Origin of the sequence: Paenibacillus sp. FSL W8-0426, from assembly GCF_037969725.1 — a bacterium.
GTDB classification, from domain to species: domain Bacteria; phylum Bacillota; class Bacilli; order Paenibacillales; family Paenibacillaceae; genus Paenibacillus; species Paenibacillus hubeiensis.
The window spans coordinates 5,570,514-5,597,360 of sequence record NZ_CP150203.1 but is presented as its reverse complement, the minus strand read 5'-3'; the positions used below and the strand labels follow the sequence as shown (position 1 = coordinate 5,597,360).

Below are 26,847 nucleotides of genomic sequence, written 5' to 3'. Positions count from 1 at the left end.
ACCTATGTCGATTGATTTCCATTTTATATTCACGTCTTTTTTCCAGATCCTGAAGGCATTGCCGCTGACGCTTGTCATTACGATTGTTCCGCTCGTCGCCGGTTTGGGCATCGGGCTCGCCACCGCGCTGATCCGTATCTACCGGGTGCGATGGATTCATCGGGCGGCCGGGTTCTATGTATCGTTCTTCCGCGGCACGCCGATGCTGATGCATTTGTTTCTCATTTATTACGGCATCCCGATGATTATCGACAAATTGTCGGAGCGTTACGGCTGGGGGTTTCATTCGGCATCGATTCCGATTCTAGTTTTCGTGCTGCTGGCCTTCTCTCTCACGGCGGGAGCTTACATGTCCGAAATCATCCGCTCCGGCATTCTTGCGGTGGACCCGGGACAGATGGAGGCGGCACGCGCCGTAGGAATGACCACGCTCCAGGCATTGCGGAGGATCATTATTCCGCAGGCTATCGGGGCAGTGCTGCCGAATCTGTGCAGCATGTTTGTCGGTTTTTTGCACGGCTCGACGCTGGCCTTTACCGTATCCCAGATGGATATTTTGGGCAAGGCGGACGTCGTGGCCTCGGTCAGCCTGAAGTTTCTGGAGGCCTTTATCGCCGCGGCCTTCATTTACTGGGGATTGACCATCATTGCCGAGCGGATCACGGCGCTGCTTGAGCGCAGGGTTGCAAGGTACAGCAAAGGAGGGGTCTCATGATTACGTTGACCAACATACGCAAATCGTTTGCCAAACAGGAGGTACTGAAAGGCATAGACCTCACCGTGGAGCAAGGGGACGTCGTGGCGATTCTCGGCCCGAGCGGTTCAGGCAAAACCACGCTGCTGCGGTGCGTCAATTTTTTGGAACGGGCAGATGAGGGGCAAGTCGATATCAGCGGATTAACCGTCGATTGCAAACATGCAAAGAAGCAGGATATATTGCAGCTTCGGCGCAAGACGGCAATGGTGTTTCAGCATTATAACCTGTTCAAACACAAAACGGTGCTGGAGAACGTGACGGAAGGACTCATCGTGGCCCAAAGGGTCCCTAAAGAGGAGGCTCGCCAGCGTGCCCTTCGCGTCCTGGATCAGGTGGGCTTATCGGACAAAATCGCATCCTATCCCAGCATGCTTTCGGGTGGACAGCAGCAGCGGGTGGGTATTGCCCGGGCGCTGGCGCTCAATCCGGAAGTCATCCTGTTCGACGAGCCGACATCCGCCCTCGATCCGGAGTTGGTAGGCGAGGTGTTGTCCGTCATCCGCTCCATTGCCCAGGAAGGGATCACAATGATTGTGGTTACGCATGAGATGGGTTTTGCCCGCGAGGTGGCGAATCACGTCGTTTTCATGGATGGAGGCAGCATTGTCGAAGAAGGCGCGCCCGAGGAAATTTTCGTGAGGCCCAAGCAGGAACGGACTCGCCAGTTCCTCAGCCGGTATTCGCCGGATTGGAGTTATGTGATTTGACGATATATAGGCGCAAGCTGGAGTAACTGACGATCCCGGCCCGGCATATGCTGTAGCAGGCAAATGCTGATAGGCCGGGTTTTTCGTATGGATTGAACAGGCCGCATCGGTTAGGAGGAGAACCATGCAGAGCAAGATCGATGAAATATTCTCGCACATTGCACAATCCCACCAACAGCTTGCACGCGTGCTGGACGCCAAGCGCCAAGTCGCTGTGCGCATGGCTGAAATCATCAATCATTTGCCGGATATCGAGCCGGAGCTCGATGGCGTTGAGGGTCTGTTGGGCAGCTCGGGAAACATCAACAAAAGCATCATCTCCTACTTGGGAGGCTTGGCGGATCTGGAGGAGGCGGTAGCCGAAACATTGACCCAGGTTATGCGTGAAATGGCGGATCAAGAAGAAGAAGAATAGGGCCCGGAAGGCGGGTGAAGGGGCATGAGCAAAGAGAAGAGCTTGATTCAGATGTTGGATGCGGCAGCGAAGATGCAGTGGAATATTGCGCTTATTCTGGAGGCCAAGGCGATCGAGGCCGAAAAGGTGAGGACATGGATGTTGAATCATCTGAACGGCGACACGTTTCTGACCCACGGTGATCAGGTGGCAGAGCCGCTCAAAGTACATGATCAGCTCATTGAAGTGCTGGAAGGCTTAACACGGATGGAGACCGGCCTGTGCAACAACCTGAAAGCACTGATGGTCAAGGATGAGAATGAGCAAGAAGGCGGCATGGACGGAGGCATGTTTGGCGGTATGGACATGGGGGACATGGGAAAATGAATCTGTTGAGGCGTGAACAGGAAGTCAAGCTGGCTCTCATTGAATCCATTGCGCACAGCCAGGAGGCGTTAGCCCGTATTCTGGACAGCGTAGCCAGCGTATCCGCCATTTCGGAGCTGTCCGCTCGCAGTATTGCCGAGAATATTCGTTTGCTGAGCCGGTATCAGGAAGAAATGTCCTGTATGGTGACGGGAATCAGGCTGGCCCGCATTCAGCAGGGAGAGCCAAGCGTGCCGTGGCTCAAAGAACCCGGATATGCAGTACGCATCGTTCCGGGCATACAGGAGGAATGTTGAGATGTTGAAGAAGAAAAAAGTAGGGTCGAAAAAAAGAGCGCTCGTAGCTCGCGGTGCTCGTCTGCGCAAAGTTCGCAAGCCGCGAGCCGCCAAAAGCAAACCTGTGCTTCGCAAACGCACGCTTCGGGGACGCAAAGCGTGGCTTAGAAAAAAGAAACGTACGGCCGTACGGCGCCAAGATCCCGTACAATCGGTCGCGCCGGCTACGCCCACCGATCCCAATCCGGACAATGCGTACGGCCAGGGATACAACGAAGCGTACAACGAGGGATTCAACGCGGGTTTCGCGAAGGGATTCGAGGACGGACATCAACTGGCGTACAAGGCGCAGTAACAGACTAATGGAGTCATTTTCCAGACCGTCTCATTCATCCGGACCAGCGGCATGATGTTGCCCGGCGGGATATTTCCCCCGGGTTTTTTTGCGTCCCCGCAGGAGCGGACATGCCCGTACAGGCTATTGGCTCGGGCATGCGCCAATTTTGCGCTCAGCAGGACAGCCGTCCATGATGCATCTGACCCTAGGGCATATCCTTTAGAGGGAAGATCAAATCTCGGGGAGAATCCAATTCGGGTTCTCCTGCAGGAAGTCAGGGTGAAGGATGTGACAAAAAAAAGGCACCGGCCATTGACGGAATCGGAAGCGGCATATCGCTGCGGATACGCGGAAGGCCGCAGATTCGGTGGTTGTCAGGCCGTGATGGCAAGAGTGGAGGGGTTCAAGCTGCCATTGCGCGATATAAAGGTGCTTTACATTCCTCAGGGGTTCGATGCCATCGATGCTGGCGTCATTGGAGCATTGAAGCAATCGGTACGCGAATGCATCGTCGGTTCCCCTGCAGCGATGCTGCAGGAAGCGGCTCAGCATAGGCCGGATGTTGTGTTGGTCATGAATGGGTTGCATGTATTTCCTGCGGACCACCTGGAGCAGGTAAACGGTATACGTGGGTTGGGGATCAAAACGGCGGTGTGGTTTGTGGATGATCCTTATTTTACCGAGGACACGCTGGAAATTTGCCGTCATTACGACGTGGTATTCACCCATGAGGAAGCGACGGTTGCTTTTTATCATCAACACGGAGCCAGTCGGGTCATCTATCTTCCGCTTGCGGTTAATCCGGAAATGTTTCAGCCGCGGCGGGCCGAGCCTCAGCACCAGTATGACGTGTGTTTTATTGGAACGGGCTTCTGGAACCGAATCGCACTGTTCGACGAGTTGGCTCCTTTTCTTGCCGGAAAAAAGGTATTCATCGCAGGAGGTCTGTGGAATCGCCTGAAGCGCTCGGATCTGTTGGGACGTTTTCTGCATGAAGGTTGGATCGATCCCAATGCGACGGTGGATTATTACAATGGAGCCAAAATCGTTATCAATGTTCATCGCACGGATAAGTCCGGGGAGGACAATCGCAATGTGCACCAGATCGAAGGCCGGTCCATCAACCCGCGCACCTATGAAATCAGCGCGTGTGGAACGATGCAAATTACGGACCTGCGCGCCGATCTCCCGCTATATTACCGGCCAGGATACGATATCGAAACGTTCGCTTCCGCGTCCGAACTTCGGTACAAGATCCAATACTACCTCGAGAACGAGGATAAGCGCCTGGCTATAGCGATGCGCGGACTGATCACCACGATGAGTCGCCATACTTTTGCGAGACGCATGTCTCAGCTTCTGGAACATCTGTAGGTTCTTATTCAGGGATCGGAATGATCCCCATACAAAGGAGTGGCAATATGCCTATCAAACACCGTAAACACAGACAGTCTCATGTCCCGGTGCTCGGTTTGGCTGACCAGGCACGCAAAAACGGGCAGCGTGCCGGATACGAAGCTGGCAAGGAGGAAGGCTATCTGCGCGGACGCGCAAACTATATTGTCAATTGTGCTAAGGAGCCGCTTCCTTTTCGCCCCGTGCATATCATGTATATTTCATCGGGCAAAGGCTTCCCGTATTCCCCATTGGATGAAGCGATCGCCGCAACCTTGCAGAGTATGGTGGCTAAAGTCACTTTATCCGATCCGCGTCAACCCATTGCCGAAACTGCATTGGCGACCCGTCCGAACCTTGTGCTTGCCCTGGACGGCATGGACCTGCCGCTGGACCAAATCGATGCTATCCGTCAGGCAGGCATACCGACAGCCATCTGGTTGACCGACGATCCTTATTACACCGACATGACGCTGGAAGTATCGAAGCATTTCGATCATGTCTTTACATTAGAACTAAATTGCGTGGAGCTTTACCGTCAGAACGGTTGCGCTTCGGTGCATTACCTGCCATTTGCGGCTTATACGTCGCATTACTTTCCGATTACTACCCCGTCCCCGCTGAAACGCGACGTAAGCTTCATTGGCTCGGCCTATTGGAACCGGGTGTATTTCTTCAATCCGATCATGGCCCAATTAATGTCCCACAACACGGTATTCAACGGGATTTGGTGGGATCGCCTGCCCGGCTACGAGGCTTACGGCGAAAAAATAGAGCTTGGCCGCTGGATGAATCCCCAGGAAACCAACGACGTATACAACGGCACCAAACTCGTCATTAACCTGCACCGTTCGCATGAAGACGATTCGGTCAACAACAACCATTTGCGGATACCTCCGGCCTCGCCGAACCCAAGAACGTTCGAAATTGCGGCGTGTGCAACGCTCCAACTCACGGATGCGCGCGATGACTTAACGAGATTTTACCAGCCGGGAGTGGAGATCGAAACGTATGCCTCTCCGCAGGAATTGATCGAAAAGGTCGAATATTATCTGACCCACGAGAAGGAGCGCCGAGAGATCGCGCTGCGCGGGCTCGAACGGACCTTGAAGGATCACACGTACGGCAAACGGATCAATGAATTGCTGTCCGTCGTCTTCTCTTAAATTCAGGTTAGAGGAGGTGTGCATAGGGCTCTGCATGCCGACATGCACGGGCCCGTGCGGCCATGGAGACTAGACCGAAATTGATGTTGTTCTCCCATGTATGCAATACCCGCAGCATTACGGGAGCGGAAAAGCTCCTGCTTCATTTCATGAGGGAGATGGGCACCATTTTCGACTGCGTGCTGGTCGTTCCCCGTGAAGGGAAGCTTGCCGGGCTTGCCCAAAGATCGGGGATCCGGGTCAAGGTCTGCGAGTTCCCGCTATTATATGGCGTTTATACGCCATATAAGGGCATTGGGGACGATGCTGAACAACTGCGCCATAAACCTGAATTCCAGGCCGTGGTTTCCCTGATCAGGGAAACCGGCCCTGATCTCGTCCTGACCAATACCTGCGTCAACGTCCTGCCTGCAATTGCGGCGAAATCATTGCAAATCCCCGTCATCTGGAAGATCACCGAGATTATGCAGTCCACGGATCATCTGCAGGACGCCATTCGCTTGATCGCCGGCTACTCCGATTGGATCATTACGATCTCCAATGCAGCGGCCTTGCCTTTTCGAGAAGCCGGGATCGAAGACAAACTCACGGTTCTGCCTCCTACGTGGGATTCCTCTCTGCCTGCCCCGGACCGATGGCTGTACTTCAGGGAACGGAAGCGGAAGGAACTCGGCTTCAAATCATCGCATGTCTGCATAGGTTATATATCCTCTTTCATCCATGATGCCAAGGGACTGAAACCTTTCGTGGATATGTGCCTGCGAATCTGCGAAACGCATCCGCGGGCCCGTTTCTGGATCATCGGCACGCCGGCGGACAAAAAGTATTACGATGCATGCATATCGCGGGTCAAAAAATCGGGTTACCAGCGTCGATTCGAGATGACCCCATTCGTGGAAAACGTTTCGATGGCCTATCCTGCCATGGATATTCTGGTCATTCCAAGCATGGTGAAGGAAGGTTTCGGCATGACCGCGCTGGAGGGCATGCACTTTGCCAAACCGGTCATCGCTTTCACGCAGGGCGGGCTGGCTGAACTGATGGAGGGCGTCGGCAGCGGCGAGTTTCTTGCGCCGCCAGGGGACAGCGCGGCGCTCGCGGAGCTGGCCGCCCGTCTGATCGATAATGAGGAATTAGCTTCCGATACGGGGTGGAGAAACCGGGCGGAGGCCGAACGGCTGTATGGAAACGATGCGTACAGAACCTCGCTGCACGCGATGGTGACCCAGTGGTTGTTGCGTTTTCCCGGATGGTTCCCGTATATTCAGTCGCCCACGGGTCCTGTATATGGATGGGGAGAAGGAGGGCTTCGTACCGTATTGGTATCTGAACGGAACGGAGTGAGTGCAAAGCGGTTCCCGCTATCCGTCATCGAGGCCCTGCCCAAATCTCCTCTTCCCCCGCTTGCCATTGAGGGAGGGAGCGGGGGAGGGGATGGCCCGCTCATGTATCCCGCGGCCGTCAAGCGAGGCAAGAAAAGAAGAAAGCGCAGGGAAAGCGGCAACCGTTTGGCCAAACGGAGGATGCTGGGCCGCAAAGCAAGGACCGGAGGCAGAAAAGGGCGGGCGAGCAAAAGGAAGCGGCCGTCGCGAGCCGTAAAAGTTAAAACCCGTAAGCGAAGGCTGGCTTGACAGCCGACATCCATTTTACGACGAAGGCAGGGATAGCGATGAAAATCATGACGGTGCTGGGCACAAGACCGGAGATCATTCGTCTCAGCCTCATCATCTCCAAGCTGGACCAGTATGCAGCCGAACATGTTTTGGTCCATACCGGACAGAATTTCACGGAAAGCCTGAGCGGCCTGTTTTTCAAGGAGTTGGGTCTGCGTGCGCCGGATTACGTGCTTCAGGATGAGGCAGCTTCGCTTGGGAGACAGTTATCCTCAATGTTTACCCAAATGGAGGATATCCTGCGCCAAGAGAAGCCAGACAAGGTGCTGCTCCTCGGCGATACCAACAGCGCGCTTTGCGCCGTGTTGGCAGAACGCATGGGCATTCCCGTCGTTCATATGGAAGCAGGCAACCGCTGCTTCGATCTCGACGTTCCCGAAGAAAAAAATCGCAGGGTGATCGATGCCATATCGACCATCAACATGCCTTATACGGAGCAGAGCAAGAAACATCTCGTCAGGGAAGGCGTGCCGAGCCGCCGCATCGTGCTGACGGGCAATCCGATATATGAAGTGATGCAACATTATGATCGGCAGGTGAGCGCGAGCAATATTCTAAACAAGCTAAAACTCAAACCCGGCCAATACTTTCTGGTTACCGCCCATCGAGCCGAAAACGTGGACCATCCTCCGCATTTGCTGGAGATCATGAAGGGGTTGAACCGCGTAGCCAAAGAACAAGGGCAGCGCATCATTTGCAGCATTCACCCTCGCACGGCGATCCGGATCGCCGAGCATTTGGAATTGGAGATGCATCCCTTGGTGGAATTCCATGAGCCTTTCGGTTTTTTCGACTTTGTCATGCTGGAGCGGCATGCCCGGTGCGCGCTGACCGATAGCGGGACGGTGCAGGAAGAATGCTGCATTATGGGCGTGCCAACCGTCACCATGCGCCGCACGACGGAGCGTCCCGAAACCGTGGATTGCGGCAGCAATGTGGTATCCGGACTCGATGCAGATCGCATTGCCGATTGCGTCAAAGTCATGACCGCTCTTCCAGCCGATTGGGAGTGTCCCGACGGCTATAAAGCAAAGAATGTATCCGGCATTGTGGTCAAATTTCTGCTTGGGGGGAAATTGAATGTTTGAAAATAAGCGTATACTCGTGACTGGCGGGACCGGATCGTGGGGGTATGAGCTGGTCGCCCAGCTGCTTCCCCAGCGGCCGAAACAAATCGTCGTATACTCCCGCAACGAATCAAGCCAGGTTGCGATGAGCCGCGAATTCGAGGATTCCCGTCTTCATTTCCGGATCGGGGACATTCGCGACAAGGAAGCGATCAGCGCGGCGTGCCAGAACGTGGATTATGTGTTCCACCTCGCAGCCCTCAAACACGTGCCGGTCTGCGAGGACCAGCCATATGAGGCGTTGAAAACGAACGTGATCGGTACGCAAAACGTCATTGAGGCGGCCATTGAAAACCATGTTAAGAAAGTGATCTATATTTCGACAGACAAAGCGGCCAATCCGTCCAACTTTTACGGCATGACCAAGGCGATCGGCGAGAAGCTGATCGTGTATGCCAATCTGCTGAACAGCAATACCAAATTCGTTACGGTCCGCGGCGGCAATGTGCTCGGTACCAACGGCAGCGTGGTGCACCTGTTCAAAAACCAGATTCGCCAAAAGGGCGAGGTGTCCATCACCGACTTGAAAATGACCCGCTTCTTCCTTACCTTGAAGGATGCCATCTCGCTGCTGTTCAAAGCATCCGTGGAGAGCGTGGGCGGCGAAATTTTCGTGATGACGATGCCGACATGCAAAATCGTGGATCTGGCTGAAGTGCTGATCGAGGATTCGGGCGTGGCGGACGTATCGATCGTGGAAAGTGGCACGCGTCCAGGAGAGAAAATCCACGAAATATTGATGAGCGAGTTCGAGAGCATGACCACCGTTGTTTATGACGAGCAGTACTTGGTCATCTTGCCTACGGTCGGCATTCCGGGACTTCGGGAGCATTACAGCCACTGCCGCCCGGTATCCTTCAGCAGCTTCAGTTCGGAGCATCAGTTGATGACGAAGGACGAAATTCGCGATATTCTGAAGCGCGGAGGATTCTTATCATGAAGCTGCTTGTCCTTGGAGGAAACGGCATGGCCGGCCATATGCTGGTCGAATATTTCCGCCGTCAGGGGCGGCACCATCTGTTCTACACGACACGGGATGCAGCAGACCCGGGTGGTTTGCTGCTCGACGTGAACGACAGCTTCATGGTCGACCGGATCGTCGAAGCGGTCCATCCGGACGTCATCATTAATGCGGTGGGCGTGCTGAACAGCTTTGCGGATATAGATAAGATCGCGGCATACCATATCAACGGTTTCCTGCCGCATCGCTTGCGCCGCGTCGCGGATACGATCGGCGCGCGCCTGATCCACATCAGCACGGATTGCGTATTCAGCGGGGACCGGGGAGCCTACCGGGAGGATGACGCCACGGACGGGACGTCCGCCTACGCAATCACCAAAGCGCTTGGAGAAGTGCACGATGCCGGGCATCTGACGATCCGGACGTCCATCATCGGACCTGAAATTCGAAAGAGCGGCATTGGCCTCATGCACTGGTTCATGTCGACCAAAGGGGAGGTCGGGGGGTATACCCGTGTCTTCTGGAACGGGGTAACAACGCTCGAACTGGCAAAGTGGGTGGATCATTACCTGGCTTCGCCGGTGAGCGGCCTCATCCATCTCGCACACCCCAAGCCGATCAGCAAGCATGACCTGCTTGTACTGTTTCAGAAGACCTGGGACAAACGGGACGTCAACATCGTTCCGGATGACCGGGTGGTGCAGGACCGTACGTTGGTATGCACGCGTGCGGACGTGCAGACGAACTTCCCGGACTATCCTACGATGCTGAAGGAGCTAGCGTTATGGATGGAACGGAGCTGAAAGGCAGGAAAGTGCTCATTACGGGTGCCACCGGTTTCACCGGTCGGCACGCCGTAGCCTATTTTCAATCCATGGGCGCCAGAGTGGCCGCCGTGGTCAGGAAAGCAGGATCGCACTCGTTCGGGGAAGGCGTAGCCGTGCATGTATGCGATTTGAACGACAAAGAACAGGTATGCCGGCTTGTCACCAAAGTGCAGCCGGACGACGTATTGCATCTGGCGGGGAAAAACTCCGTTCCGGACTCCTGGGCCAATCCGATCCTTGCTATAGAAAGCAATGTCATGGCCGCCTTGTATTTGCTCGATGCTCTTCGCAATTTCAAGGCGGCAAGAATCGTGATCGTGGGCTCCCGGCTGAAATATGTTCCAATGCCGGGCTTGCCTCCCCAGCCGTCTCACCCGTACAGTCTAAGCAAAGCGCTGGAGGAAACGGTATCCCTGGCCTGGATGTCCCTGTTCGGTCAACAAATCATGCTTGCCGAACCGGGAAACCTCATTGGCGCAGGACCCTCCACGGGCATATGTTCTCTGCTGGCACGCCATATAGCGGCTTGCGAAATCGCGGGCAAGACGGAAGCTTTCGGACTGTCCGGCAGGGAAAGCACCCGTGACTATCTGGATGTGCGGGATGCCGTACGTGCTTACGCCACCTTGTTGATTAAAGGAACGTCCGGCGTTGTATACCCCGTTGTTTCCGGCAAGGAACGAAGCCTGGGAGAGATCGCAGATGCGCTGTTAGGAATGTCCGACGCTGAAATTCCCGTGCGTTGGGATCATGCCTCTTCCGGTCCGGATGGAGCGGGGGACCAGGAAGGTGCCTCGTTGCTCCGGAACCTTGGTTGGAAACCGATGATTTCTTTTTCGCAGTCGCTTCGGGATATTCTAGAGGATGCCCGGTCAGGGCTGGGGAGGTTGAGCAGGTGAATCCCAGGGTTTCGATTATCATCCCTTTTTACAATTGCCCCTATGTGCCTCAGGCGATTCAAAGTGCTTTGGACCAAACCTACAGCGATGTGGAGGTTATCGTGGTGAATGACGGCTCCACCGCGCATGCCGAACGGCTCCAGCCCTATCTGCCGCATATCAATGTGCTGGGGAAAAGCAACGGAGGAACGGCATCTGCTCTCAATCACGGCATTCGCCATGCTTCGGGAGAATACGTCGCTTGGCTCAGTTCGGACGATTTCTTATATCCAGACAAAATCCGCCTTCAGGTGGGGTTGATGCGCGAACAGGGGACGTTGATATCACATACCAACTTCCATTACATCAATGGGCAATCGGCGGTAACGCGCATGAACTGCGGGATCGAACCGGTAGACGAAATCGGGCTGCTGCGCCGCTTCGTGGAAAGCAATCCGGTGAATGGGTGCACGGTCATGATCCGTAAAGATTTATTTTCCGCCGTGGGGCTCTTTGATGAGCATTTGCCCTATACGCATGATCTGGACTTATGGCTGCGAATCGTCCTGAACGGATATCGTTTTTCGTATCTGAACGTGCCGCTAACCGCTTATCGATGGCATGAAGGAATGGGATCGCTGCGGCATGCGGAAAAGATCGGAAGAGAAGCTTCCATGGTATGGAACAGATATCGGGGAGCGCTGCTGCATCGTATCGCGGTATTGGGAGGTTAAGCATCCGGGGGATGGCTGACTTAAGGCAGCCTCCCTTTTTTGTTTTCTCGCATTGCGACGGTTCCTGAGCTTATTCCCACACGGCAAAAATCTCGCTGGTTTCTTCGTCTACGAGCGCATGCCACCTTCCGATCAGTCTAGCCCCATATTTTAGTTGAGCAGGAAGAAGGATTGCGTTAAAAGGCATTAAGCTCCTCCACGTCAGCCGACGCAACGATGCAGGTTTTGCGGCGGTAGATCAGAAGGGCACCTCTTTTCGCGCAGGTTCAGAAGCGGAATTGTAGTTCATTGAAGGCCTCTTTTCATACAAATTGGCGGACCAGTTGTTCTTGTCCAATTCCATTCTTCTGACCCATTGGAACCCGTGGCTCCTATAATACTGGTTCAGTCTCGGATTGTCCGCCATGCAATCCAGCCTGGCATAGCGTTTTCCTTTTTGATAGATCTGCGCCTCGGCCGACTGCAAAAGACTGCTTCCGATTCCTCTGGCCCGGTGATTCCTCTCTACCGCGAAGCGATGAATGTACCCCGCATCCGTGGTATCGAGCTCCTGCCATATAACGGGATCGGACCAAGTCAGCACATACGTGCCCACAATTTCGCCTTGAAGTTCGGCCAGATAAACATCAGAGCCGTCATCCATGAAGTCCAACACTTGTTTCAGATTGAAATACTCGGGTCGCCACTGATTTATGCCTTTGGCATTCAGCCACCTGGCAGAGCCCAACCAAAGGGATAATACCGTCTCCGCTTCCTCCGGCGATGCCAGCCGCGTTCGCAGGTGTGCTTGAATCTCCTCCATATCGATCCTCCACCTTCCATCCAATCAATCGTTTGTTGCAAAATACTTCACGCGGTTCGTGACAAGAAAGCAGGCTTTTGAAAGACGTGTGGTCTCAAAATGAATTATAACGCATTTTTCCGATTCCTTGGCCTGCAATATGGAAAATAATCGCAATTTCTCCGGCGATAATAGTGCTGAAATTTTTACATAAAAATACCTTGACAGCAAAGGTATTTTCATTAGAATTAAACCAGTGCTAAAACGAAGGTTTAAAACAAATGTTTTAAAATTATAGGCCAATGAACGGGGGATGTACCCGCAGGCCGGAAAGAGTGTGAACTATTGGAACAGCAAAATCAAGCACGGCAGCACCCGGAGGCATTTTCGATCAAATCGATCCTCCTGCCGCTTCTCTCCATCATTGTCGGCATGATTATGGTCATTCTGGATAGCACGGTCGTTAACGTTGCCATTCCGAACCTGGTCGAATACTTCAAAACAGATCTTAAAACGATCCAATGGACCGTCACGGGGTATACGCTGGCCCTGTCTGCCGTTATTCCGCTGGCGGGGTGGTTAACGGACCGTTTCGGAGCCAAGCGGGTGTTTTTATTCACGATTGCCATGTTTACCTTGGGCTCGGTGTTGTGTTCCATTGCGCAGTCGCCCGAACAACTGATCGTTTTCCGCGTGATTCAGGGCCTCGGCGGAGGCATGGTTGCGCCGATCGGTATGGCGATGGTATTTCGTCTGGCCCCGCCCGATAAAAGAGGTTCAATCATGGGCATGCTCGGCATTCCGATGCTGCTTGCGCCTGCGCTTGGGCCGGTATTGTCGGGTTGGTTCATTCAATCCTGGAGCTGGCACTGGATTTTCCTGATCAACCTGCCTATCGGCATTGCCGCTTTCCTGCTGTGCATTCGATTTTTGCCGGACACGGATCGCGGACGCGCGCCGGGTCTAGACCTGCTCGGCATGATTCTCGCGCCGATCGCGTTCTCCATGCTGGCTTACGGTGTCAGCGAAGGAGGTACCGACTGGACGTCCGCTTCCAGCTTAACGGGCATCATCGTTGGCGGCGTTGCCTTGATCTTGTTCGTGATCGTGGAGCTTCGTCGCCAAAATCCGCTGTTGGAGCTCAGGGTATTCGGATCCTCGGACTTCACGCGCGGTATTATTCTGGCTTGGGTTGCGCAAGTTGCGCTGTTCGGGTCCATGCTTCTGATTCCGTTGTACTTGCAGCAGATCAAAGGGTATACAGCACTTGAAACCGGGCTTATCCTCTTGCCGCAAGCTTTGGCTTCCGGTGTGGGAATGCCGCTTGGCGGAAGACTGTTCGACAAGGTTGGGGCAAGACCGCTCGCCTTTGCAGGTCTCGGAATTATATCGGTAGCGCTTTTCATTCTGTCGACGATTACGGCAGATACAGGCCTTGCCCTGATTATTGTTGCGTTGGCCATGATGGGCCTGGGCATGGGCTTCTCGATGATGCCGCTTAACACGCATGTACTGAATGCTGCTCCACGTCATTTGGTGGCTAGGGTGACTCCGCTTACGGCGGCAGCCCAGCAAGTCGTAGTTTCGTTTGCGGTAGCAGGGTTAACGGGGTTCCTGACGTCGCGCACCGAAAGTCATACGACCGGCAGCGCGCCCTCGGACATGATGTCGGGAATCATTGCCGGCTTCAACGATACGTTTCTGCTGGCAGCATGCATCGCGCTGTTTGGATGTCTACTGAGCCTGATTTTGCGTAAGCCAAAACAGGATCGCAAGGAAGAGACACAGACAGAAGAGCAAGTGGATCCAGCCATGATGATGGGCCATTGAGGCATCGTCGGAGCAAGGCAGTTCGGAGTATTTTCTCCGGACTGCCTTTTTTGCGGGGACGTGCAAACGAATCTGGAGAAGATGCTTAGCGTGCCATCATTTCTCGAAAGAATATACCGTAACGGTCTGACGAGAAGGCTTTGGACATGCGGTTTTATGCGATTCTTGCAAACCCGTTCCGGCAGCTTTTGGTTGTTCATCAGTGAGCAAATGACGTTTGTTCACGTTTTAGACACATTTTTTTAAGCAATCTTTTAAGTAGCACTAAGCTGGGTTTAGGATACGATTCGTAAGATACAGGAGACTTCCCGTGCACACCGTCTGCAGCAATCGATGGCGCACGGGTATTTTAACGGTTAACGGGAAAGGATGAAGCATGTGCTCGAAGTGAAGCAGGTCAGCAAAGTTTATGATGGACGCCGTGGCGTGCATCAACTGAATTTCACCATGGAGCGCGGAGAGATTGTTGGTTTTCTTGGCCCGAACGGTGCCGGAAAAACGACAACGATGCGCATGATCACCGGGTATCTGCATCCCACGGAAGGCTCCATCATGGTCGATGGCATATCCGTGCACGATCACGGACGAAGCATTCGTTCCAAAATCGGCTATTTGCCGGAAACGCCGCCCCTGTATCCAGACATGACGGTTCAGACCTATCTCAAATTTGTTGCCAAGCTGAGGGATGTGCCGGCACGAGAGGTCAAGCTGAGAGTTAGCGAAATGGTCAGCCGCCTCGGTTTGCAGGATCGGGAAAAACAATTGGTACGAGGACTCTCCAAAGGGTACAAGCAGCGTCTTGGCTTGGCCGGGGCCATCATTCACAAACCGGACCTGCTCGTTCTGGATGAGCCAACCTCAGGGCTGGATCCGAACCAAATTATCGAAATCCGTGACCTGATCCGGGAATTGGGCGAGAATCACACGGTGCTTCTCAGCACGCACATTTTGCCTGAGGTTAGCACGCTCTGCAATCGGATGCTGATTATCAATCAGGGCCAACTCGTCATGGATGGATCGCCGCAGCAGTTCAGTTCATCGATGGAGGACCGGTTCAAGGTGTCCATTGAGGTCAAGGCGACCGAGGAAGAGCTGAAGAACGTGCTTCAGCCTTGGGAAAAGGTACAGCATGAAACGGTGCGGGAGCCCGGAGCGGCAGCCGGCCATGGCCATGCGGAAGGAGAAACCGTAAAAATGCTGCTGACCGGGCAATCTCCGGAAGATTTCCGGGAAGAACTGTTCTACCTTTTATCCGGTGCGGGCCTGCCCATCCTGGAAATGAAGAAGGAAAATCTCAGTCTGGAACAGGTCTTCCTTAAACTAACGACAACCGAAAGCGGTGGGGAGGGGTCTGAAACAACGGAAGCGAATGCGTTTACATACGCAAATGATGAAAACCCCGAACGGCCTGGGCCTGATATCAAGGATGACCCCTCGGCAGCGGTCGATGAGACCGAGCAACCATCGGGTGCCAAATCCGACGGCGGTACAGGGGAGGGTTCCCGATGAGAAGAATGATGGCGGTATGCAATAAGGAGCTGCAGGCGTACTTTTTGTCGCCCACATCGTATTTTGCTTTTGCCATTTATGTTTTGTTAACGAGTCTTTTGTTCTATTCCAGCTTTGTGTATTACCAGCCGAGCATTGTGGACTACCGCCTGGTTCTTGGCGATACGTTATCGATGCTGCTGTTCGTGGTGCCTCTGTTAACCATGCGGCTTGTCGCCGAGGAGTTCAGGCAGGGAACGGACGAACTGCTGCTTACCTCGCCGGTGCGGGTAACCGAGATTATTTTCGGGAAATATTTGGCCTCGCTCGCGATTTTGCTCGTACTGATCCTATGCAGTCTGGTTTACCCATTCATCATGTCCTTTTTCGGCACGCTGAACCTGACGACGGTGTGGCTGTCTGCATTGGGATTATTTTTCATGGGGGGAAGCATGATGGCCATCGGTCTGTTTGCCTCGACCTTGTCCCAGCATCAGATGGTGTCTGCGGTAGCCGGCTTCATTATTTTGCTCGTTCTGTGGATGCTTGATTCATTCGGGGGCAACACGGGTTCGGCATTGCAGGAATGGCTAGCGCCGTTTGCATTGACCAGCCGCTTCGAGAGCTTTACCAAAGGCGTGTTGAACGGGCCGGACGTTCTCTATTACGTTACGCTCGCGGGGGTATTTCTGCTGTTAAGCATTCAAATCGTCGAACGGAAGCGGTGGAGGTGAGAACATGAAAAAATGGTTGAGTCACACCAACAGCACCGTGCTGTCTGTCGCTGTAATCGGCATATTCGTTTTGGTAACCCTGTTCTTGAATTCGCTCAGCGGCTTTCAGCTGGATCTGACTTCAAACAAACAATATACCTTATCCGATCAGTCCCTTAGCGCGATCCAAAACGTAAAAGAAGACGTCAACGTATTGGTGCTCATCGTGGAAAATGCCAACAATACGGTATTGAACCGGGAAGTCACCGACATGGTACAGGAATATGCGAAACGAAACAGCAAGCTGAAGGTGAAACAGTACAATCTCTCGCAAGAGCCAGCCCTGGCTTCGAAATACGGCATCACCGGCAGCTCCATCGTGCTTGAGCGGGGCGATCAATACAAGGTTATCGATATTGGAAGCCTGTTTACGGCAGCCGGAGACGGCGCGGATGGTTCATACCAGTTTACGGGTGAAGAGAAGTTTACCCAAGCGCTAATTAACCTGACGTCTACGGAGAAACACAAGATGGTCTTCCTTTCCGGTCATGAAGAGCTTGGACTGGATCAGCTTTCCACATTGCGTTCCTCGCTCGAGCAGAGCAATGTGACCACGGAGGAACTGCAGCTGAATCAGGCCGGAAAAGTTCCCGATGACGCGGATGTGCTGGCGATCATTGGACCGCAGCGAGACATTAGCGATACTGAGCTTAAGGAAATTCGGGCATATCTGGAGAATGGCGGCAAACTGCTGCTATCGCTCGGATTCAGCGAAGATATGAAGTCCTCATGGAAGAACATCGATGCGTTAATGGCCGATTATGGCGTCGTGGATAAACATGCAGTGATGGTGGATCATCAACAAGCGAGCACCATGGGTCCGCTGTGGGTTGTGCCGGAGTATGGAAGTCATGCCATCACGGACAAACTTTCGGAAAGCAAGCTGTACCCTATGCTGTCGTTGTCCATCGCATTGACAAGCAAGGAGCAGGAGAAATATACGTTGTCGCCGCTGCTGCGTTCCAGCGTGGAAAGTTATGGCGAAACGAACATCGAGGGCCTGCTGCAAAACGAAACGACCAATGATAAGGATCAGGACGTGCAAGGGCCGGTCGAAATCGGGTATGCAGCAGATACAACGGACGGCAAACCCAAGGCAGTCATTCTGGGTTCATCCATCTTTATGCAGGATTCGCAGATCGCCAACGGCGGCAACCGTGATTTTATTTTAAACATTGCCAACTATCTGAGCGAAAAGCAGGATGGCGTAACGATCCGGGCCCGGGTGAATCCGGGTTACGAAGTCGCTTACCTTAGCGGTGAGCAGGCCAGAATCATTTTCTTTGCCGCTATTGTCGGATTCCCGCTGTTCTTTGTATTGATCGGTGTGCTGTTGTGGTGGAGGCGCAGACGCGTATGAAGAAATGGATGCCTACGATGTTGGTCGTTTTGGTGCTGATCGTTGGCTGGATCTATGCCGCGAACCAGAATTACTTTCGGGAAGAAGAAGCACAGAAAGCAAAGCTGCTGGACATTGCAGCAGGCGACATTCAGTCGCTGTCCATTGAACGTGAAAACACGGAAACGGCGGCGGATGCGTCCTCCAAGTCTGGCAGCAGTTCATCCCCAGCCTCCAAGCTTGAGCTTAAAGAAGGGGTATGGACCATGACGGAACCCGAATCTTATCCCCTGAACGGCTACGCGGTAAGCAGCTGGCTGGATTCGCTTAGCGCTGCCGAACAGGAGATGGTCGTAGAGGAACAACCGCAGGACCTGGAGAAATACGGACTTGGACAAAGTGCAAGCCGGATCGGCATCGGTTTGAAAGACGGTAAGCAATTGACGGTGACCATCGGTGGCCAGCTTCCGGCGGATAATGCGCGTTATGTACGCGTTAACGACGGTCCTGTCGTTGCCGTCCAAACCGATACGGTGACCGGAATCGATCTTACCCGCCGGGAATTGTTGGATACAACGCCGTTTAACCTGGATGAAGCCAATGTGCAGTCTGCCGATTGGGAAGGTGAGGCAGCGACATGGCTGTTGAAGACGAATTCGGAAGCAGGTGCAGCGGACCGAACGTGGACTTTGAACGGTAAGGAAGCCAAGGCTGATGATGCCGTGTCTTTGCTGGGCAAAATCAAAAATTTGGCGACCGCGGACGATGTGCGCAAGGCATCGGAACTGAAAAATACCGTGCCGCGTTTCACATTGTCGATTGAACAAACGGTCAATGGAACAACGGTTACAGATGTGTATCGCGGCCTTGTCGAGAAATCGCAGCCCGATACGATCTGGGTGATCACAACGGATGGCAAGTGGGCGTATGCTCTGCAAGCAGATGTACTTAAAGAAGCGGAAAACTTCCCTGAAACGCTGAAACAGGCAAATGATTCGTCAGCGGACAGTCAAAAATCGGATTCCACTTCTACTTCAAATAACTAAAATTCAGAAAGCGGTGCTGCACTCCGGTGCATGCGCCGCTTTTATATTTTTCAGCCTGCTGTTCCATATCCTTTCAGCATATCGCAAAGGCCTAGGGCGCATCCTATTTTCGTGACCAAAATACCCACATTGGAGGATGAGCTAATGCCAGCAGCCAAAAAAGCAAAAGCCATTACTTTATCTTTGTCTACCGCAATTTTTGTTATGGCAGGGTTAACGGGTTGCGGCACCAGCCGGGATGCCGGCAATGTGCAAACGAAAAGCGTGCGTCACGAAGCAAGAGGGATCAATCGTTATGGCGTCGAAACCAACGGCCTGGATGGGATCCGTGCTCGGAACTACCGCGCCCATAACGTGACCAGCCTGAAGACGAGCGACGAGCTGGCCAAACACATTGCCGACATGAAAGAAGTGAAATCGGCGAATGTTTTGTTGACCGATCGCAATGCATATGTTGCTGTTCGACTTACCGATGGTCACGCGGGCAAGTTGAACACGAATTCATACCGTGCTCGCAGTTATTCCGGCTACGCGGATGATACGATGCGCAGCCGTACCTTGTCCCCTGACATGGGAGGACTTCGCGTAAATGACGGTGCGGGAGCGAGGTCCCCATACAGCGTTGACCGGGTTACCCCAGGATTAAACACGGGAACCGCAACGGATCGCAGCCATCTGAGCAATGATCGCGGACTTTACGGTACGATGGGCACCGGTTCGTACGGCATGATGCGCGGATTGACCGGGAGCGACAGAATTCCCATCAACGAAAATACGGGGGATTATGGCGTAAAGCGCGAAAACCGGGTAAACAGCTCGGACGACAATACGCCTGCCGAAATCAAGGGCAAAATCGCAGCCAGAGTCAAGCAGTTTGCGCCTAACGTAGAGAATGTCTATGTGTCGTCTAACCCGGAATTCGTGGAACATGCCGAGAAATATTCGACGGATCTTCGCAACGGCAAACCTGTCAGCGGCATGCTGGATACCTTCTCAAGCATGGTAGAACGTATCTTCCCGACGAATGCGATGAATCATCATCGTGATGGCGTACTTGATCATGGCGTAACAGAACGTTCCAACGGTCGCATGAACAATCTTCGGTAAGAAGCAGCAAGTATGGAAAATATGCCTTTGCGCAGATGAATACATCGGACGCAAAGGCATATTTTTATTGTAGCGGCAGCAATGGAAAAGGTCCAAGAAGCAAAAAAGCCTCTCCCCATTCTTTTCGTAGTTGAAGAATAGGAAAAGACTTTCATGCTTTTTTAACAACTGTGTACGCTCGCGTCAGATCTTTAGTTCTCCAAGCTTGATCAGCTCAACGACGGCTTGCGAACGACCCTTAACATTGAGTTTCTGCATCACATTCGAAATATGGTTACGCACCGTTTTTTCGCTGATGAATAACTGCCCTGCAATGTCGCGAGTTGTTTTGTCCTGAACCAACAATTCGAAAACTTCGCGTTCACGGTGGGTCAACAGAAATTTGCTTTTATGATCGATACCCTTCAATGTTCACCCCTCCTTGCTCGGGTTTGGTTGGTGTAACAAGGTTAAGGGGATACAGTCAACTCATATTATGTAAGGTCAAGCGCGATGGTTCAGTTTTAACTTAAAAATGGGCAGCATAATATGCGCCTAAGATTCTTAATAAGATTGACGTCATGATTTAGGGTATAACAAAGGTGGGTCAACCGATTACATACGGGTGCTCATGCCTGTTTCGGGCTTGAAAACAGCGTCGCTCTGATGCCGCTCAATGGAGCCGGCAGGCTAATTCTTGCAGTTGTTTGACGAAGTCCTGTTTTAAGGTTGGAGGCTGTATATCCAGCAAAGTCGTTCCGAACCGGTGACAGTACTGCAGCAAGAAATGCCTCTCCGCCGGTTCAATCCAACCGGTAATGCAAAAGTGTCCGTCTTTTTCGGAAAGGGACATGTTGGGGGAGTGGTACCGTTCGAAAATGGCTTGACCCTCCGCGGAAATTTCAATGGCATACTCGATGGCTTGTTTGCTTTGGCTAACCAGTTGAAAGCGATTGTTCAAATCTATTTCTTTGATCAAATCCAAGGGCTGTTCGTCGTCCAGTACAGTGACGTTTACAATCCTGTCGCAGCGAAAAACTCTGTACTCCCCTTGATCCAGATCATAGGACGGACAGTACCAATGGCCGTGATTGGCATAAATGCCGATCGGCTGAACACGTCGTTCCGTTTGCTTGTTCGGGGATTGGTAAACGATACGAATAATGGCTGGCTCCATGACCGCCTGAAGAAGGTCTTCCAGCAAGGGAGCGTTGTCTGTCATTTTGACCGTTCCAAAGGAAACGCGGGTTTGAATCAGCGCTAACGTGTTTTGGATTTTCGGCGATACAGTCTCCAGAAATTTGGAGCGGATCGTGCCGTATTCGGCGCGAAAGGGCAGGGGGCCCAAGAGTTCAATTCCCTTTAACGCAAAAAACAGCGCATAGGTTTCCTGAGGCGTAAAGGTCACGGGAGGCACTTTGTACGTATCGAGTATGCGATAGCCGCCATATCGGCCCATCTCGGAATATAAAGGCACGCCGATGTCTTCCAACGCTTTGATGTAACGAAGCGCGGTGCTTTTGGAAATGCCGAACTCTTGCCGCAGCTCTTGAAGCGTGAAGCGGTCCTTTTTGTATACGTAGTTCATCATTTTATAGAGGGATTCGTATTTTTTCATCATTGTAAAGGGTCCTCCAGTGCAGCGGTTGGTTTATTGTGAAGGCTGCGTCGCGCTTGATTTTTGCCGGGAACGTGCATTGGTTGAAGTTATTTCTATGATGCCCGCCAATGGTATCCATTTCTGAAACCTTTGAATTGTATAGTATACATTGTTCAATGGAACACAGCAAAATAATCAGGAGGCGAATCGAATGAATTATGAAGTGGTTACGTTTTTGTCGATGAATGGAAGAGGGGCGGAAGCCATTGCGTTTTATACCGAGCATTTGCAGGCCAACGTTGTATTTAAAGTGACGTACGAGGACATGAAAAAAATGGATCCAGCGATGGTGATTGAACCGGGACGGGAGCAATGGATCTCTCATTCTATTCTGGAAGTCGGGGTGCACAAAATCATGCTGGCGGAAGAATCGATGGTGCCGAAACTGGACTACATCGTGGGCAATAACACGTCGCTTTGCATCCAATCGGCGGACAAGCAGGAGATTGAACGGATATACCACTCGTTGGTCGGGGACCCGCGAACCGAAGTGATTACGCCGCTTGGTCCGATCGTGTTTAGCGAGGCATACGGCATTGTGCGCGATCCGTTCGGGGTGTATATGCAGTTGATGTATGATAAGAGATTGGCAAAGGCATAAAAGCACTGATGTATAAGGGTTTTTGTCGACTTATCGACTTAAACCCTTTAATATATTTACTGAAAAAATCATGTTTCTTGCAAGATACTTAAATGGTAGTCAGCAGCCAGATGGTGAAGGTAAACCAGATCCGGAAGGATAATGAGGACGATCAAGACGTAAACCCGGAAGTCCTTGAACAGTACATCATTGCAAATCGCCCGGTCATTTCAGTCCGTAGGCGCAGCGCATTTGCTGCTTGACGGTACGGACGCCAATCTTTTAAAAGCGTACACCAACAGTAAGAAGCGGCATTTTTTATACGAAAAACGTAATTTTATTTAGCCAACATCGTACATATTACAGCCTAAGTCGCTCCTAATCGGGAGTGGCTTTTTTGTATTTGAGGAATACCAGTGATTCGAAGACGAAAGAAGAAACGCGCCAGTCCTAGAAAGCAGCCTGAGAAATATAAAGGTTGTGTCTGGGTAAGTACGGATGGAGTGAAACAGTTCTGTAGTGGCCCATTTGTCCGAAAGAGGACGAGCATCATTGATGTCGCATTACTGAGTCGAGGGGATCTTTATGTAAAAATCTGATAATAACAGCCTATTCGTATTCCTTGGTATCGAGTCATGTTCCAAAAATATATGGATTAACCTATCCTGACCATTATCGAAGACATTGGGCAAGAAAACTTAACGTGTCACTAGTTCATCCTAACGATAAGGAAGGAATGAGGAAGTAGAGAGAAAATCAAGGTTATAAAGGCTTATATAGACAACCATCTTAAAATCCTTGGTTTGACTACTACAGAAGAAATTACAAAATGGTATAGCACAGAAGTCTCTAACTACGAAATGGTTCTAACTGAATTTGGTGAGCAATTTATTGACTTTTTTGATTTGAAAGTTCTGTTCAAATTCCTGCAGAATAAGACCATTTTAAACCCGTTTCAGCGGGAACGGTTTGCAGGAATGAAGACAGAACCGGGCAGAGAACATGCGCTAAGTGAGCCTACACACGAATTTGAGCTATGCTCATAAGTGAAACCAACTCAAAACAGGGGTCTCGTTGCATTGGCGGGGTCTCCAGTCCCTTTTTCTCGTGTGGATTTGGTAGACCTTAGTCATAAGCATCCCCTTATAGAGTTGCTGAAAATATCAAAAATCTTTAAGAACATCAGAATTGTGCCGATTGGGTAGGGATTTAGTCGGTCTGATAATGAGTCATTTTCTGTCCAATAACAAAAACGTTATACCATTATAAATTATATTTTACAAAAGATAGGATGATGTTATAATGTGTTTGAATCGGCCGATTCCATAAAAAAGAAAAGGTGGAATAATATGAATCTCAAAAGAACTTTGACTACACTGCTCGCTGTTATTATGGTGTTTTCAATTTCCGCTTCAGCATTTGCGGAAAGTACGGATATTAAACCTACCGTGGTTGGGATCGCTGATACAAGAGAGACGGCTCTTTCATACATTCCAGGTAACAGTTACAGTCTATTTCTTTCGGATAGCAATGATAAGGATTGGTACAAATGGACTAACACTGGATCTGGAAGATTTATACTTGTTTATCTACAACCACAGGGAGAAAATATAAAATTTAGAATGGGAATTGAGATTGTTCACAAGGATGGTACTGAAACATCTAGGTTTTACGCTCCGACGCTAAATGGAAATGGATATGGCATGTACATTAGAAATCTGTATGTTCCAGAAGGCGCGACAGTCTATGCTGTAATTGACTCTACGGAGTTTATTGCTCAAGGTCAGTATACATTTATGTTGGATGCATACTAAGTAATCAGGTAATGGCCCTCGAATATTTTCGAGGGTTTCTTTCAGTTGAATCGAGGTATTAGGAAAGAGTGTTTTGAAAAGGTTGATAAATCACAAGGCTAAATGTATTTACAGAACAGGCTCTGAAAACGAAGATTGTTTTCTATACCTTCTAGAGGACAACTTCGTCTGAACGATTACGAACGGAAAGTGCTAAGGATCTTGTACAACTATAGCAATCCCACGATCAACGAACTGCCCATCAAGATTGGGAGGAGCAAAGCAGACATCATAGAATGAACATGTATGAATACTGGCGAATGAGCAAGAAGCATCAATTGCTGTATGACAAGAGATTGCAAAAAACATAAAAGTACTGGTGTATAGTTTTTTTATCGTCCTCATAGCCGAAAGTTACCGTCCCAATATGATTATTATCCCGTGTTACTGTGAGAACATGGAAATCAGGCGAGAATGAAACGCAGAGCCGCAAAACGTGGCAAATGACTAGCGTTCCACTTCCCGCCTTTTTTCATTTAAGCAAGTTCCTCTACGTTTTTTTTCTGAAGAATAGAAGGGAAATCAGAATAATAACCACGATCGCCGAGATATTATAGACCGTCTGGAATGTCTCGCTTTGTGTGCGGGCAATAATAAAGGCTGCAATGGCAATAACCAGGACTAGCAGGCCCCAGGTTATCTTTTTATTCAAATTAACACCTCCTTTTGAATATGTTTGGTTGAATTACAGCAAACGTTAACACCCAAAATACTCAAGCGACAAATCCCCCAGAGTTTCAGGGGAAGGTGCGAAAACAAGAATAAGATCATATCCTTCATTGTTTATAATGGAAATTAACCAACCCTTAAAGCTCATGGTTGAAGGATAATGTCCTTTTCTTTTTCCGTGTAATTAGCCCATGCAAGTACCTGTTCCTCACAGCGGCAAATCTTCGCCAGATCTGACTTGGAATAACCAAGCCGATATGTTTTGCGGGTGCACCACCAGCATGAGCAGTGGACTTTGCCTTTGGCAAACATGCCCTTATACTTATAGGCCCAGCCTCGTAATTGAGCGATCCTCATCTTGCGCTGGATCACACGTTGTCTTTGGTGCCGGATGTAAGCTTGATTCCGATTTGTTCTGTATTGCTTCACTGCCATCACGCTCCCTTGGGAAAGGCCCAGCCCGCAGAAGTTCCAAGGGGACATGCATCTACAGGCCGAGCGTGATGGTGTTCTTATAGCAACAAAGCATAATATAATCATCCTGTTCGTCGTTAGATTTAATGAAAGAAATTCACTCTCTTATTGAGAGTACATAATTGTCCGATCATATCTGGTGCGTAACCACATTACGAATGAGATGCAGAAACTCAAATTACCGATATCATAGCCATCCATCTGCCTGATGCATCCTCACAAATGCTTTCCAAGCTTTACGTGAAAACTTCCGATGAAACAACCGCTCCAATTCTGCGTGGCTTGCTTCGTTTAACCGAAGATGCCGCGCTTTTTTGGCTATTTTGGCGCAAGGCTCCGTCGTCGTTCGTGTGCTTCCAACTTTGCGCCGAATCGGCACATGGAACTGAAGCAGTTCCTCCAGACGCTCCCAGCCCTCCCAACACAAGCGGCCGCCACGTTTCCAATCCACCGCGTACAGCGAAAAGAAAGGATGTTCCCCGGATTGTACCTCCACAATGATCCATAGGGACGGAATGATCTTTTGGCGTTGTCGCCCGTTCATGCGCAGTTCCTCCATATCGGGAATGAACCCGTCTCTTTGTTTTTCCACTATAAAACACGCAGCTTCTTCCATCAAGCTGGCCTTAACTTGGATCAATCCACATCTCTAAATTTTTATCCCTAAAGCAGTGTAAGCTTCTTGATTTGCCTCGTGTGAATGTTTACAATGAAATTAACGAATGAAAATAATTTTCTGACATACGAAATATATAATAAAAATAATTTTCAAAAGAGGAATTCATATGGCAGCCATATTGCATGCATTACGACAGGAACTGGACAGCTTGCCGTCGCAAGAGCGGCGTATTGCCGAGGTTATTCTCGCCTCTCCCTCCGACGTTCCGGGCTGGACGATTAATCAGCTGGCTCAGAAGAGTGGAACGAGTCCGGCGACCGTTACCCGGTTCTGCAAATCCTTTCACTTCAAAGGTTTCCCCGACTTCAAAATGAAGCTGGCCGCCGAAATCTCCCAGCCTGCGCAGGAGTCGGCGTATCAGGATATCGTGGCAGGCAACCCGTTGTCCAAAATCGTGGCCGCCATCGAGGCGAACCATTTGGCTTCCATCTCGGACACCACTAGGCTGCTTGACCTGGGCAGGGTGGAGCAGGCCATTCGGCTGCTTTGCAACGCCCGGCGTATCGACTTATACGGGGTGGCCACCTCGTCGATCGTGACGCAGGACTTTTATCAGAAGCTGGTCCGTATCGGCAAAAGCTGCACGGCCTTCTCGGATTCCCATATGCAGATTACGTCCGCGTCTTCGCTGACCGAGGGTGATGTGGCGATGGCCGTATCGTATTCGGGCGAAACGCCGGAGACGATCGATGCCCTGCATTGCGCACGGCAGGCGGGTGCGGCGACGATTTCGCTGACGTCCTACGGGAGCAACAAGCTGGCCAATGAGGCCGACATTCCGCTGTTCACTTCATCGCTGGAAGAAGGCATGCGGCGCGGAGACATGGCTTCCCGCATCGCGCTGCTGCATGTCATCGACATTTTGTTCACCGGCATGGTCAGCGCGGATTTTGACCGTTTTATTCCCAAGCTGGAGCAATCGTATCACAACGTGCAGTCTTATCGAGTTCATCACAACGGAGGTGCCTGAC

General features: G+C 51.4%; 28 protein-coding genes. 23 read left to right on the top strand and 5 right to left on the bottom strand.

The window, feature by feature from the left end:
* Positions 1-4 precede the first annotated feature (4 nt).
* The 14 genes from MKY59_RS25265 (at position 5) to MKY59_RS25200 (ending at position 11,618) form a co-directional block, all read left to right on the top strand.
* Positions 5-715 (top strand): amino acid ABC transporter permease, encoded by a 711-nt coding sequence (locus MKY59_RS25265; protein ID WP_339274374.1) that lies wholly within the window; start codon positions 5-7, stop codon positions 713-715.
* The gene (locus tag MKY59_RS25260) at positions 712-1,464 is read left to right on the top strand and encodes an amino acid ABC transporter ATP-binding protein (protein WP_236414521.1); all 753 of its coding nucleotides are present in this window, start codon (positions 712-714) and stop codon (positions 1,462-1,464) included. The genes MKY59_RS25265 and MKY59_RS25260 overlap by 4 nt, the downstream gene beginning before the upstream one ends.
* Before the next feature lie 124 nt (positions 1,465-1,588).
* Entirely contained in the window at positions 1,589-1,879 is a 291-nt protein-coding gene (locus MKY59_RS25255; RefSeq protein WP_236414519.1) for a nucleoside-diphosphate sugar epimerase, read from the top strand.
* 24 nt (positions 1,880-1,903) lie between these two features.
* Complete coding sequence (locus tag MKY59_RS25250; RefSeq protein ID WP_236414517.1) at positions 1,904-2,245, top strand: restriction endonuclease subunit S; 342 nt, start codon at positions 1,904-1,906, stop codon at positions 2,243-2,245.
* Positions 2,242-2,541 carry a hypothetical protein gene (locus MKY59_RS25245; protein WP_236414515.1) on the top strand — a complete coding sequence of 100 codons (300 nt, stop codon included), beginning with the start codon at positions 2,242-2,244 and terminating at the stop codon, positions 2,539-2,541. Before MKY59_RS25250 ends, MKY59_RS25245 begins: the two co-directional genes overlap by 4 nt.
* A gap of 1 nt (position 2,542) precedes the next feature.
* Entirely contained in the window at positions 2,543-2,875 is a 333-nt protein-coding gene (locus MKY59_RS25240; RefSeq protein ID WP_339274373.1) for a hypothetical protein, read from the top strand.
* Positions 2,876-3,136: 261 nt separating this feature from the next.
* A complete protein-coding gene (locus MKY59_RS25235; protein WP_339274372.1) occupies positions 3,137-4,231 on the top strand; it encodes a DUF3880 domain-containing protein in 1,095 nt (364 codons plus the stop codon).
* 47 nt (positions 4,232-4,278) lie between these two features.
* Positions 4,279-5,418 carry a glycosyltransferase gene (locus MKY59_RS25230; protein ID WP_236414509.1) on the top strand — a complete coding sequence of 380 codons (1,140 nt, stop codon included), beginning with the start codon at positions 4,279-4,281 and terminating at the stop codon, positions 5,416-5,418.
* Between the two features lie 62 nt (positions 5,419-5,480).
* The gene (locus MKY59_RS25225; protein WP_339274370.1) at positions 5,481-7,049 is read left to right on the top strand and encodes a glycosyltransferase family 4 protein; all 1,569 of its coding nucleotides are present in this window, start codon (positions 5,481-5,483) and stop codon (positions 7,047-7,049) included.
* A gap of 38 nt (positions 7,050-7,087) precedes the next feature.
* A complete protein-coding gene (gene wecB / locus MKY59_RS25220; RefSeq protein ID WP_236414505.1) occupies positions 7,088-8,179 on the top strand; it encodes a UDP-N-acetylglucosamine 2-epimerase (non-hydrolyzing) in 1,092 nt (363 codons plus the stop codon).
* Positions 8,172-9,158 carry a polysaccharide biosynthesis protein gene (locus tag MKY59_RS25215; protein WP_236414503.1) on the top strand — a complete coding sequence of 329 codons (987 nt, stop codon included), beginning with the start codon at positions 8,172-8,174 and terminating at the stop codon, positions 9,156-9,158. The genes wecB and MKY59_RS25215 overlap by 8 nt, the downstream gene beginning before the upstream one ends.
* Positions 9,155-9,982, top strand: coding sequence for an SDR family oxidoreductase (locus tag MKY59_RS25210; RefSeq protein ID WP_236414502.1), 828 nt, complete (start codon positions 9,155-9,157; stop codon positions 9,980-9,982). Before MKY59_RS25215 ends, MKY59_RS25210 begins: the two co-directional genes overlap by 4 nt.
* Positions 9,964-10,905, top strand: coding sequence for an NAD-dependent epimerase/dehydratase family protein (locus tag MKY59_RS25205; RefSeq protein WP_339274368.1), 942 nt, complete (start codon positions 9,964-9,966; stop codon positions 10,903-10,905). The genes MKY59_RS25210 and MKY59_RS25205 overlap by 19 nt, the downstream gene beginning before the upstream one ends.
* Complete coding sequence (locus MKY59_RS25200; protein ID WP_236414499.1) at positions 10,902-11,618, top strand: glycosyltransferase; 717 nt, start codon at positions 10,902-10,904, stop codon at positions 11,616-11,618. Before MKY59_RS25205 ends, MKY59_RS25200 begins: the two co-directional genes overlap by 4 nt.
* A 238-nt stretch (positions 11,619-11,856) precedes the next feature.
* On the opposite strand, the gene MKY59_RS25195 is transcribed toward MKY59_RS25200, so the two are convergent.
* Entirely contained in the window at positions 11,857-12,420 is a 564-nt protein-coding gene (locus MKY59_RS25195) for a GNAT family N-acetyltransferase (protein ID WP_339274365.1), read from the bottom strand.
* Between the two features lie 324 nt (positions 12,421-12,744).
* Here MKY59_RS25195 and MKY59_RS25190 point away from each other — a divergent pair, with 324 nt between their 5' ends.
* The 6 genes from MKY59_RS25190 to MKY59_RS25165 all read left to right on the top strand — a co-directional run bounded on the left by MKY59_RS25190 (position 12,745) and on the right by MKY59_RS25165 (position 19,982).
* A complete protein-coding gene (locus MKY59_RS25190; RefSeq protein WP_339274363.1) occupies positions 12,745-14,229 on the top strand; it encodes a DHA2 family efflux MFS transporter permease subunit in 1,485 nt (494 codons plus the stop codon).
* A 378-nt stretch (positions 14,230-14,607) separates the two neighbouring features.
* On the top strand, positions 14,608-15,738 hold the full coding sequence (locus MKY59_RS25185; protein WP_339274361.1) for an ABC transporter ATP-binding protein: 1,131 nt from the start codon (positions 14,608-14,610) through the stop codon (positions 15,736-15,738).
* Positions 15,735-16,451, top strand: a complete 717-nt coding sequence (locus tag MKY59_RS25180; RefSeq protein WP_339274359.1) for an ABC transporter permease subunit — start codon at positions 15,735-15,737, stop codon at positions 16,449-16,451. The genes MKY59_RS25185 and MKY59_RS25180 overlap by 4 nt, the downstream gene beginning before the upstream one ends.
* A 4-nt stretch (positions 16,452-16,455) precedes the next feature.
* Positions 16,456-17,850, top strand: a complete 1,395-nt coding sequence (locus MKY59_RS25175; RefSeq protein WP_339274358.1) for a GldG family protein — start codon at positions 16,456-16,458, stop codon at positions 17,848-17,850.
* Positions 17,847-18,875 (top strand): DUF4340 domain-containing protein, encoded by a 1,029-nt coding sequence (locus tag MKY59_RS25170; protein ID WP_339274356.1) that lies wholly within the window; start codon positions 17,847-17,849, stop codon positions 18,873-18,875. Before MKY59_RS25175 ends, MKY59_RS25170 begins: the two co-directional genes overlap by 4 nt.
* A 144-nt stretch (positions 18,876-19,019) precedes the next feature.
* Positions 19,020-19,982 (top strand): YhcN/YlaJ family sporulation lipoprotein, encoded by a 963-nt coding sequence (locus tag MKY59_RS25165; RefSeq protein ID WP_339274355.1) that lies wholly within the window; start codon positions 19,020-19,022, stop codon positions 19,980-19,982.
* A 183-nt stretch (positions 19,983-20,165) separates the two neighbouring features.
* On the opposite strand, the gene MKY59_RS25160 is transcribed toward MKY59_RS25165, so the two are convergent.
* Both MKY59_RS25160 and MKY59_RS25155 read right to left on the bottom strand, forming a co-directional pair.
* Positions 20,166-20,390, bottom strand: a complete 225-nt coding sequence (locus MKY59_RS25160) for a helix-turn-helix transcriptional regulator (RefSeq protein WP_017692532.1) — start codon at positions 20,388-20,390, stop codon at positions 20,166-20,168.
* A gap of 244 nt (positions 20,391-20,634) precedes the next feature.
* On the bottom strand, positions 20,635-21,582 hold the full coding sequence (locus tag MKY59_RS25155; RefSeq protein ID WP_339274354.1) for a YafY family protein: 948 nt from the start codon (positions 21,580-21,582) through the stop codon (positions 20,635-20,637).
* Positions 21,583-21,772: 190 nt separating this feature from the next.
* On the opposite strand from MKY59_RS25155, the gene MKY59_RS25150 reads away from it, so the two are divergent.
* Both MKY59_RS25150 and MKY59_RS25145 read left to right on the top strand, forming a co-directional pair.
* Positions 21,773-22,222 (top strand): VOC family protein, encoded by a 450-nt coding sequence (locus tag MKY59_RS25150; RefSeq protein ID WP_339274353.1) that lies wholly within the window; start codon positions 21,773-21,775, stop codon positions 22,220-22,222.
* Positions 22,223-23,550: 1,328 nt separating this feature from the next.
* On the top strand, positions 23,551-24,015 hold the full coding sequence (locus tag MKY59_RS25145) for a hypothetical protein (RefSeq protein WP_339274352.1): 465 nt from the start codon (positions 23,551-23,553) through the stop codon (positions 24,013-24,015).
* Between the two features lie 529 nt (positions 24,016-24,544).
* Here the strand turns inward: MKY59_RS25145 and MKY59_RS25140 are convergent.
* Positions 24,545-24,706, bottom strand: coding sequence for a hypothetical protein (locus tag MKY59_RS25140; RefSeq protein ID WP_339274351.1), 162 nt, complete (start codon positions 24,704-24,706; stop codon positions 24,545-24,547).
* A 678-nt stretch (positions 24,707-25,384) separates the two neighbouring features.
* The gene (locus tag MKY59_RS25135; protein ID WP_339274350.1) at positions 25,385-25,741 is read right to left on the bottom strand and encodes a hypothetical protein; all 357 of its coding nucleotides are present in this window, start codon (positions 25,739-25,741) and stop codon (positions 25,385-25,387) included.
* A gap of 241 nt (positions 25,742-25,982) precedes the next feature.
* On the opposite strand from MKY59_RS25135, the gene MKY59_RS25130 reads away from it, so the two are divergent.
* On the top strand, positions 25,983-26,846 hold the full coding sequence (locus MKY59_RS25130; RefSeq protein ID WP_339274349.1) for a MurR/RpiR family transcriptional regulator: 864 nt from the start codon (positions 25,983-25,985) through the stop codon (positions 26,844-26,846).
* The last annotated feature ends 1 nt before the right edge of the window (position 26,847 follow it).

Excerpts from the sequence above, each read along its gene's own strand:
- MKY59_RS25245 (WP_236414515.1), top strand. The coding sequence starts at position 2,242 with ATGAATCTGTTGAGGCGTGAACAGGAAGTCAAGCTGGCTCTCATTGAA.
- MKY59_RS25170 (WP_339274356.1), top strand. The coding sequence starts at position 17,847 with ATGAAGAAATGGATGCCTACGATGTTGGTCGTTTTGGTGCTGATCGTT.
- MKY59_RS25180 (WP_339274359.1), top strand. The coding sequence starts at position 15,735 with ATGAGAAGAATGATGGCGGTATGCAATAAGGAGCTGCAGGCGTACTTT.
- MKY59_RS25145 (WP_339274352.1), top strand. The coding sequence starts at position 23,551 with ATGAATCTCAAAAGAACTTTGACTACACTGCTCGCTGTTATTATGGTG.
- MKY59_RS25265 (WP_339274374.1), top strand. The coding sequence starts at position 5 with ATGTCGATTGATTTCCATTTTATATTCACGTCTTTTTTCCAGATCCTG.
- MKY59_RS25255 (WP_236414519.1), top strand. The coding sequence starts at position 1,589 with ATGCAGAGCAAGATCGATGAAATATTCTCGCACATTGCACAATCCCAC.
- MKY59_RS25230 (WP_236414509.1), top strand. The coding sequence starts at position 4,279 with ATGCCTATCAAACACCGTAAACACAGACAGTCTCATGTCCCGGTGCTC.
- MKY59_RS25205 (WP_339274368.1), top strand. The coding sequence starts at position 9,964 with ATGGATGGAACGGAGCTGAAAGGCAGGAAAGTGCTCATTACGGGTGCC.
- MKY59_RS25210 (WP_236414502.1), top strand. The coding sequence starts at position 9,155 with ATGAAGCTGCTTGTCCTTGGAGGAAACGGCATGGCCGGCCATATGCTG.
- MKY59_RS25135 (WP_339274350.1), bottom strand. The coding sequence starts at position 25,741 with ATGAACGGGCGACAACGCCAAAAGATCATTCCGTCCCTATGGATCATT.
- MKY59_RS25225 (WP_339274370.1), top strand. The coding sequence starts at position 5,481 with ATGGAGACTAGACCGAAATTGATGTTGTTCTCCCATGTATGCAATACC.
- MKY59_RS25195 (WP_339274365.1), bottom strand. The coding sequence starts at position 12,420 with ATGGAGGAGATTCAAGCACACCTGCGAACGCGGCTGGCATCGCCGGAG.
- MKY59_RS25260 (WP_236414521.1), top strand. The coding sequence starts at position 712 with ATGATTACGTTGACCAACATACGCAAATCGTTTGCCAAACAGGAGGTA.
- MKY59_RS25155 (WP_339274354.1), bottom strand. The coding sequence starts at position 21,582 with ATGATGAAAAAATACGAATCCCTCTATAAAATGATGAACTACGTATAC.
- MKY59_RS25240 (WP_339274373.1), top strand. The coding sequence starts at position 2,543 with ATGTTGAAGAAGAAAAAAGTAGGGTCGAAAAAAAGAGCGCTCGTAGCT.
- MKY59_RS25215 (WP_236414503.1), top strand. The coding sequence starts at position 8,172 with ATGTTTGAAAATAAGCGTATACTCGTGACTGGCGGGACCGGATCGTGG.
- wecB (WP_236414505.1), top strand. The coding sequence starts at position 7,088 with ATGAAAATCATGACGGTGCTGGGCACAAGACCGGAGATCATTCGTCTC.
- MKY59_RS25130 (WP_339274349.1), top strand. The coding sequence starts at position 25,983 with ATGGCAGCCATATTGCATGCATTACGACAGGAACTGGACAGCTTGCCG.
- MKY59_RS25165 (WP_339274355.1), top strand. The coding sequence starts at position 19,020 with ATGCCAGCAGCCAAAAAAGCAAAAGCCATTACTTTATCTTTGTCTACC.
- MKY59_RS25150 (WP_339274353.1), top strand. The coding sequence starts at position 21,773 with ATGAATTATGAAGTGGTTACGTTTTTGTCGATGAATGGAAGAGGGGCG.
- MKY59_RS25250 (WP_236414517.1), top strand. The coding sequence starts at position 1,904 with ATGAGCAAAGAGAAGAGCTTGATTCAGATGTTGGATGCGGCAGCGAAG.
- MKY59_RS25175 (WP_339274358.1), top strand. The coding sequence starts at position 16,456 with ATGAAAAAATGGTTGAGTCACACCAACAGCACCGTGCTGTCTGTCGCT.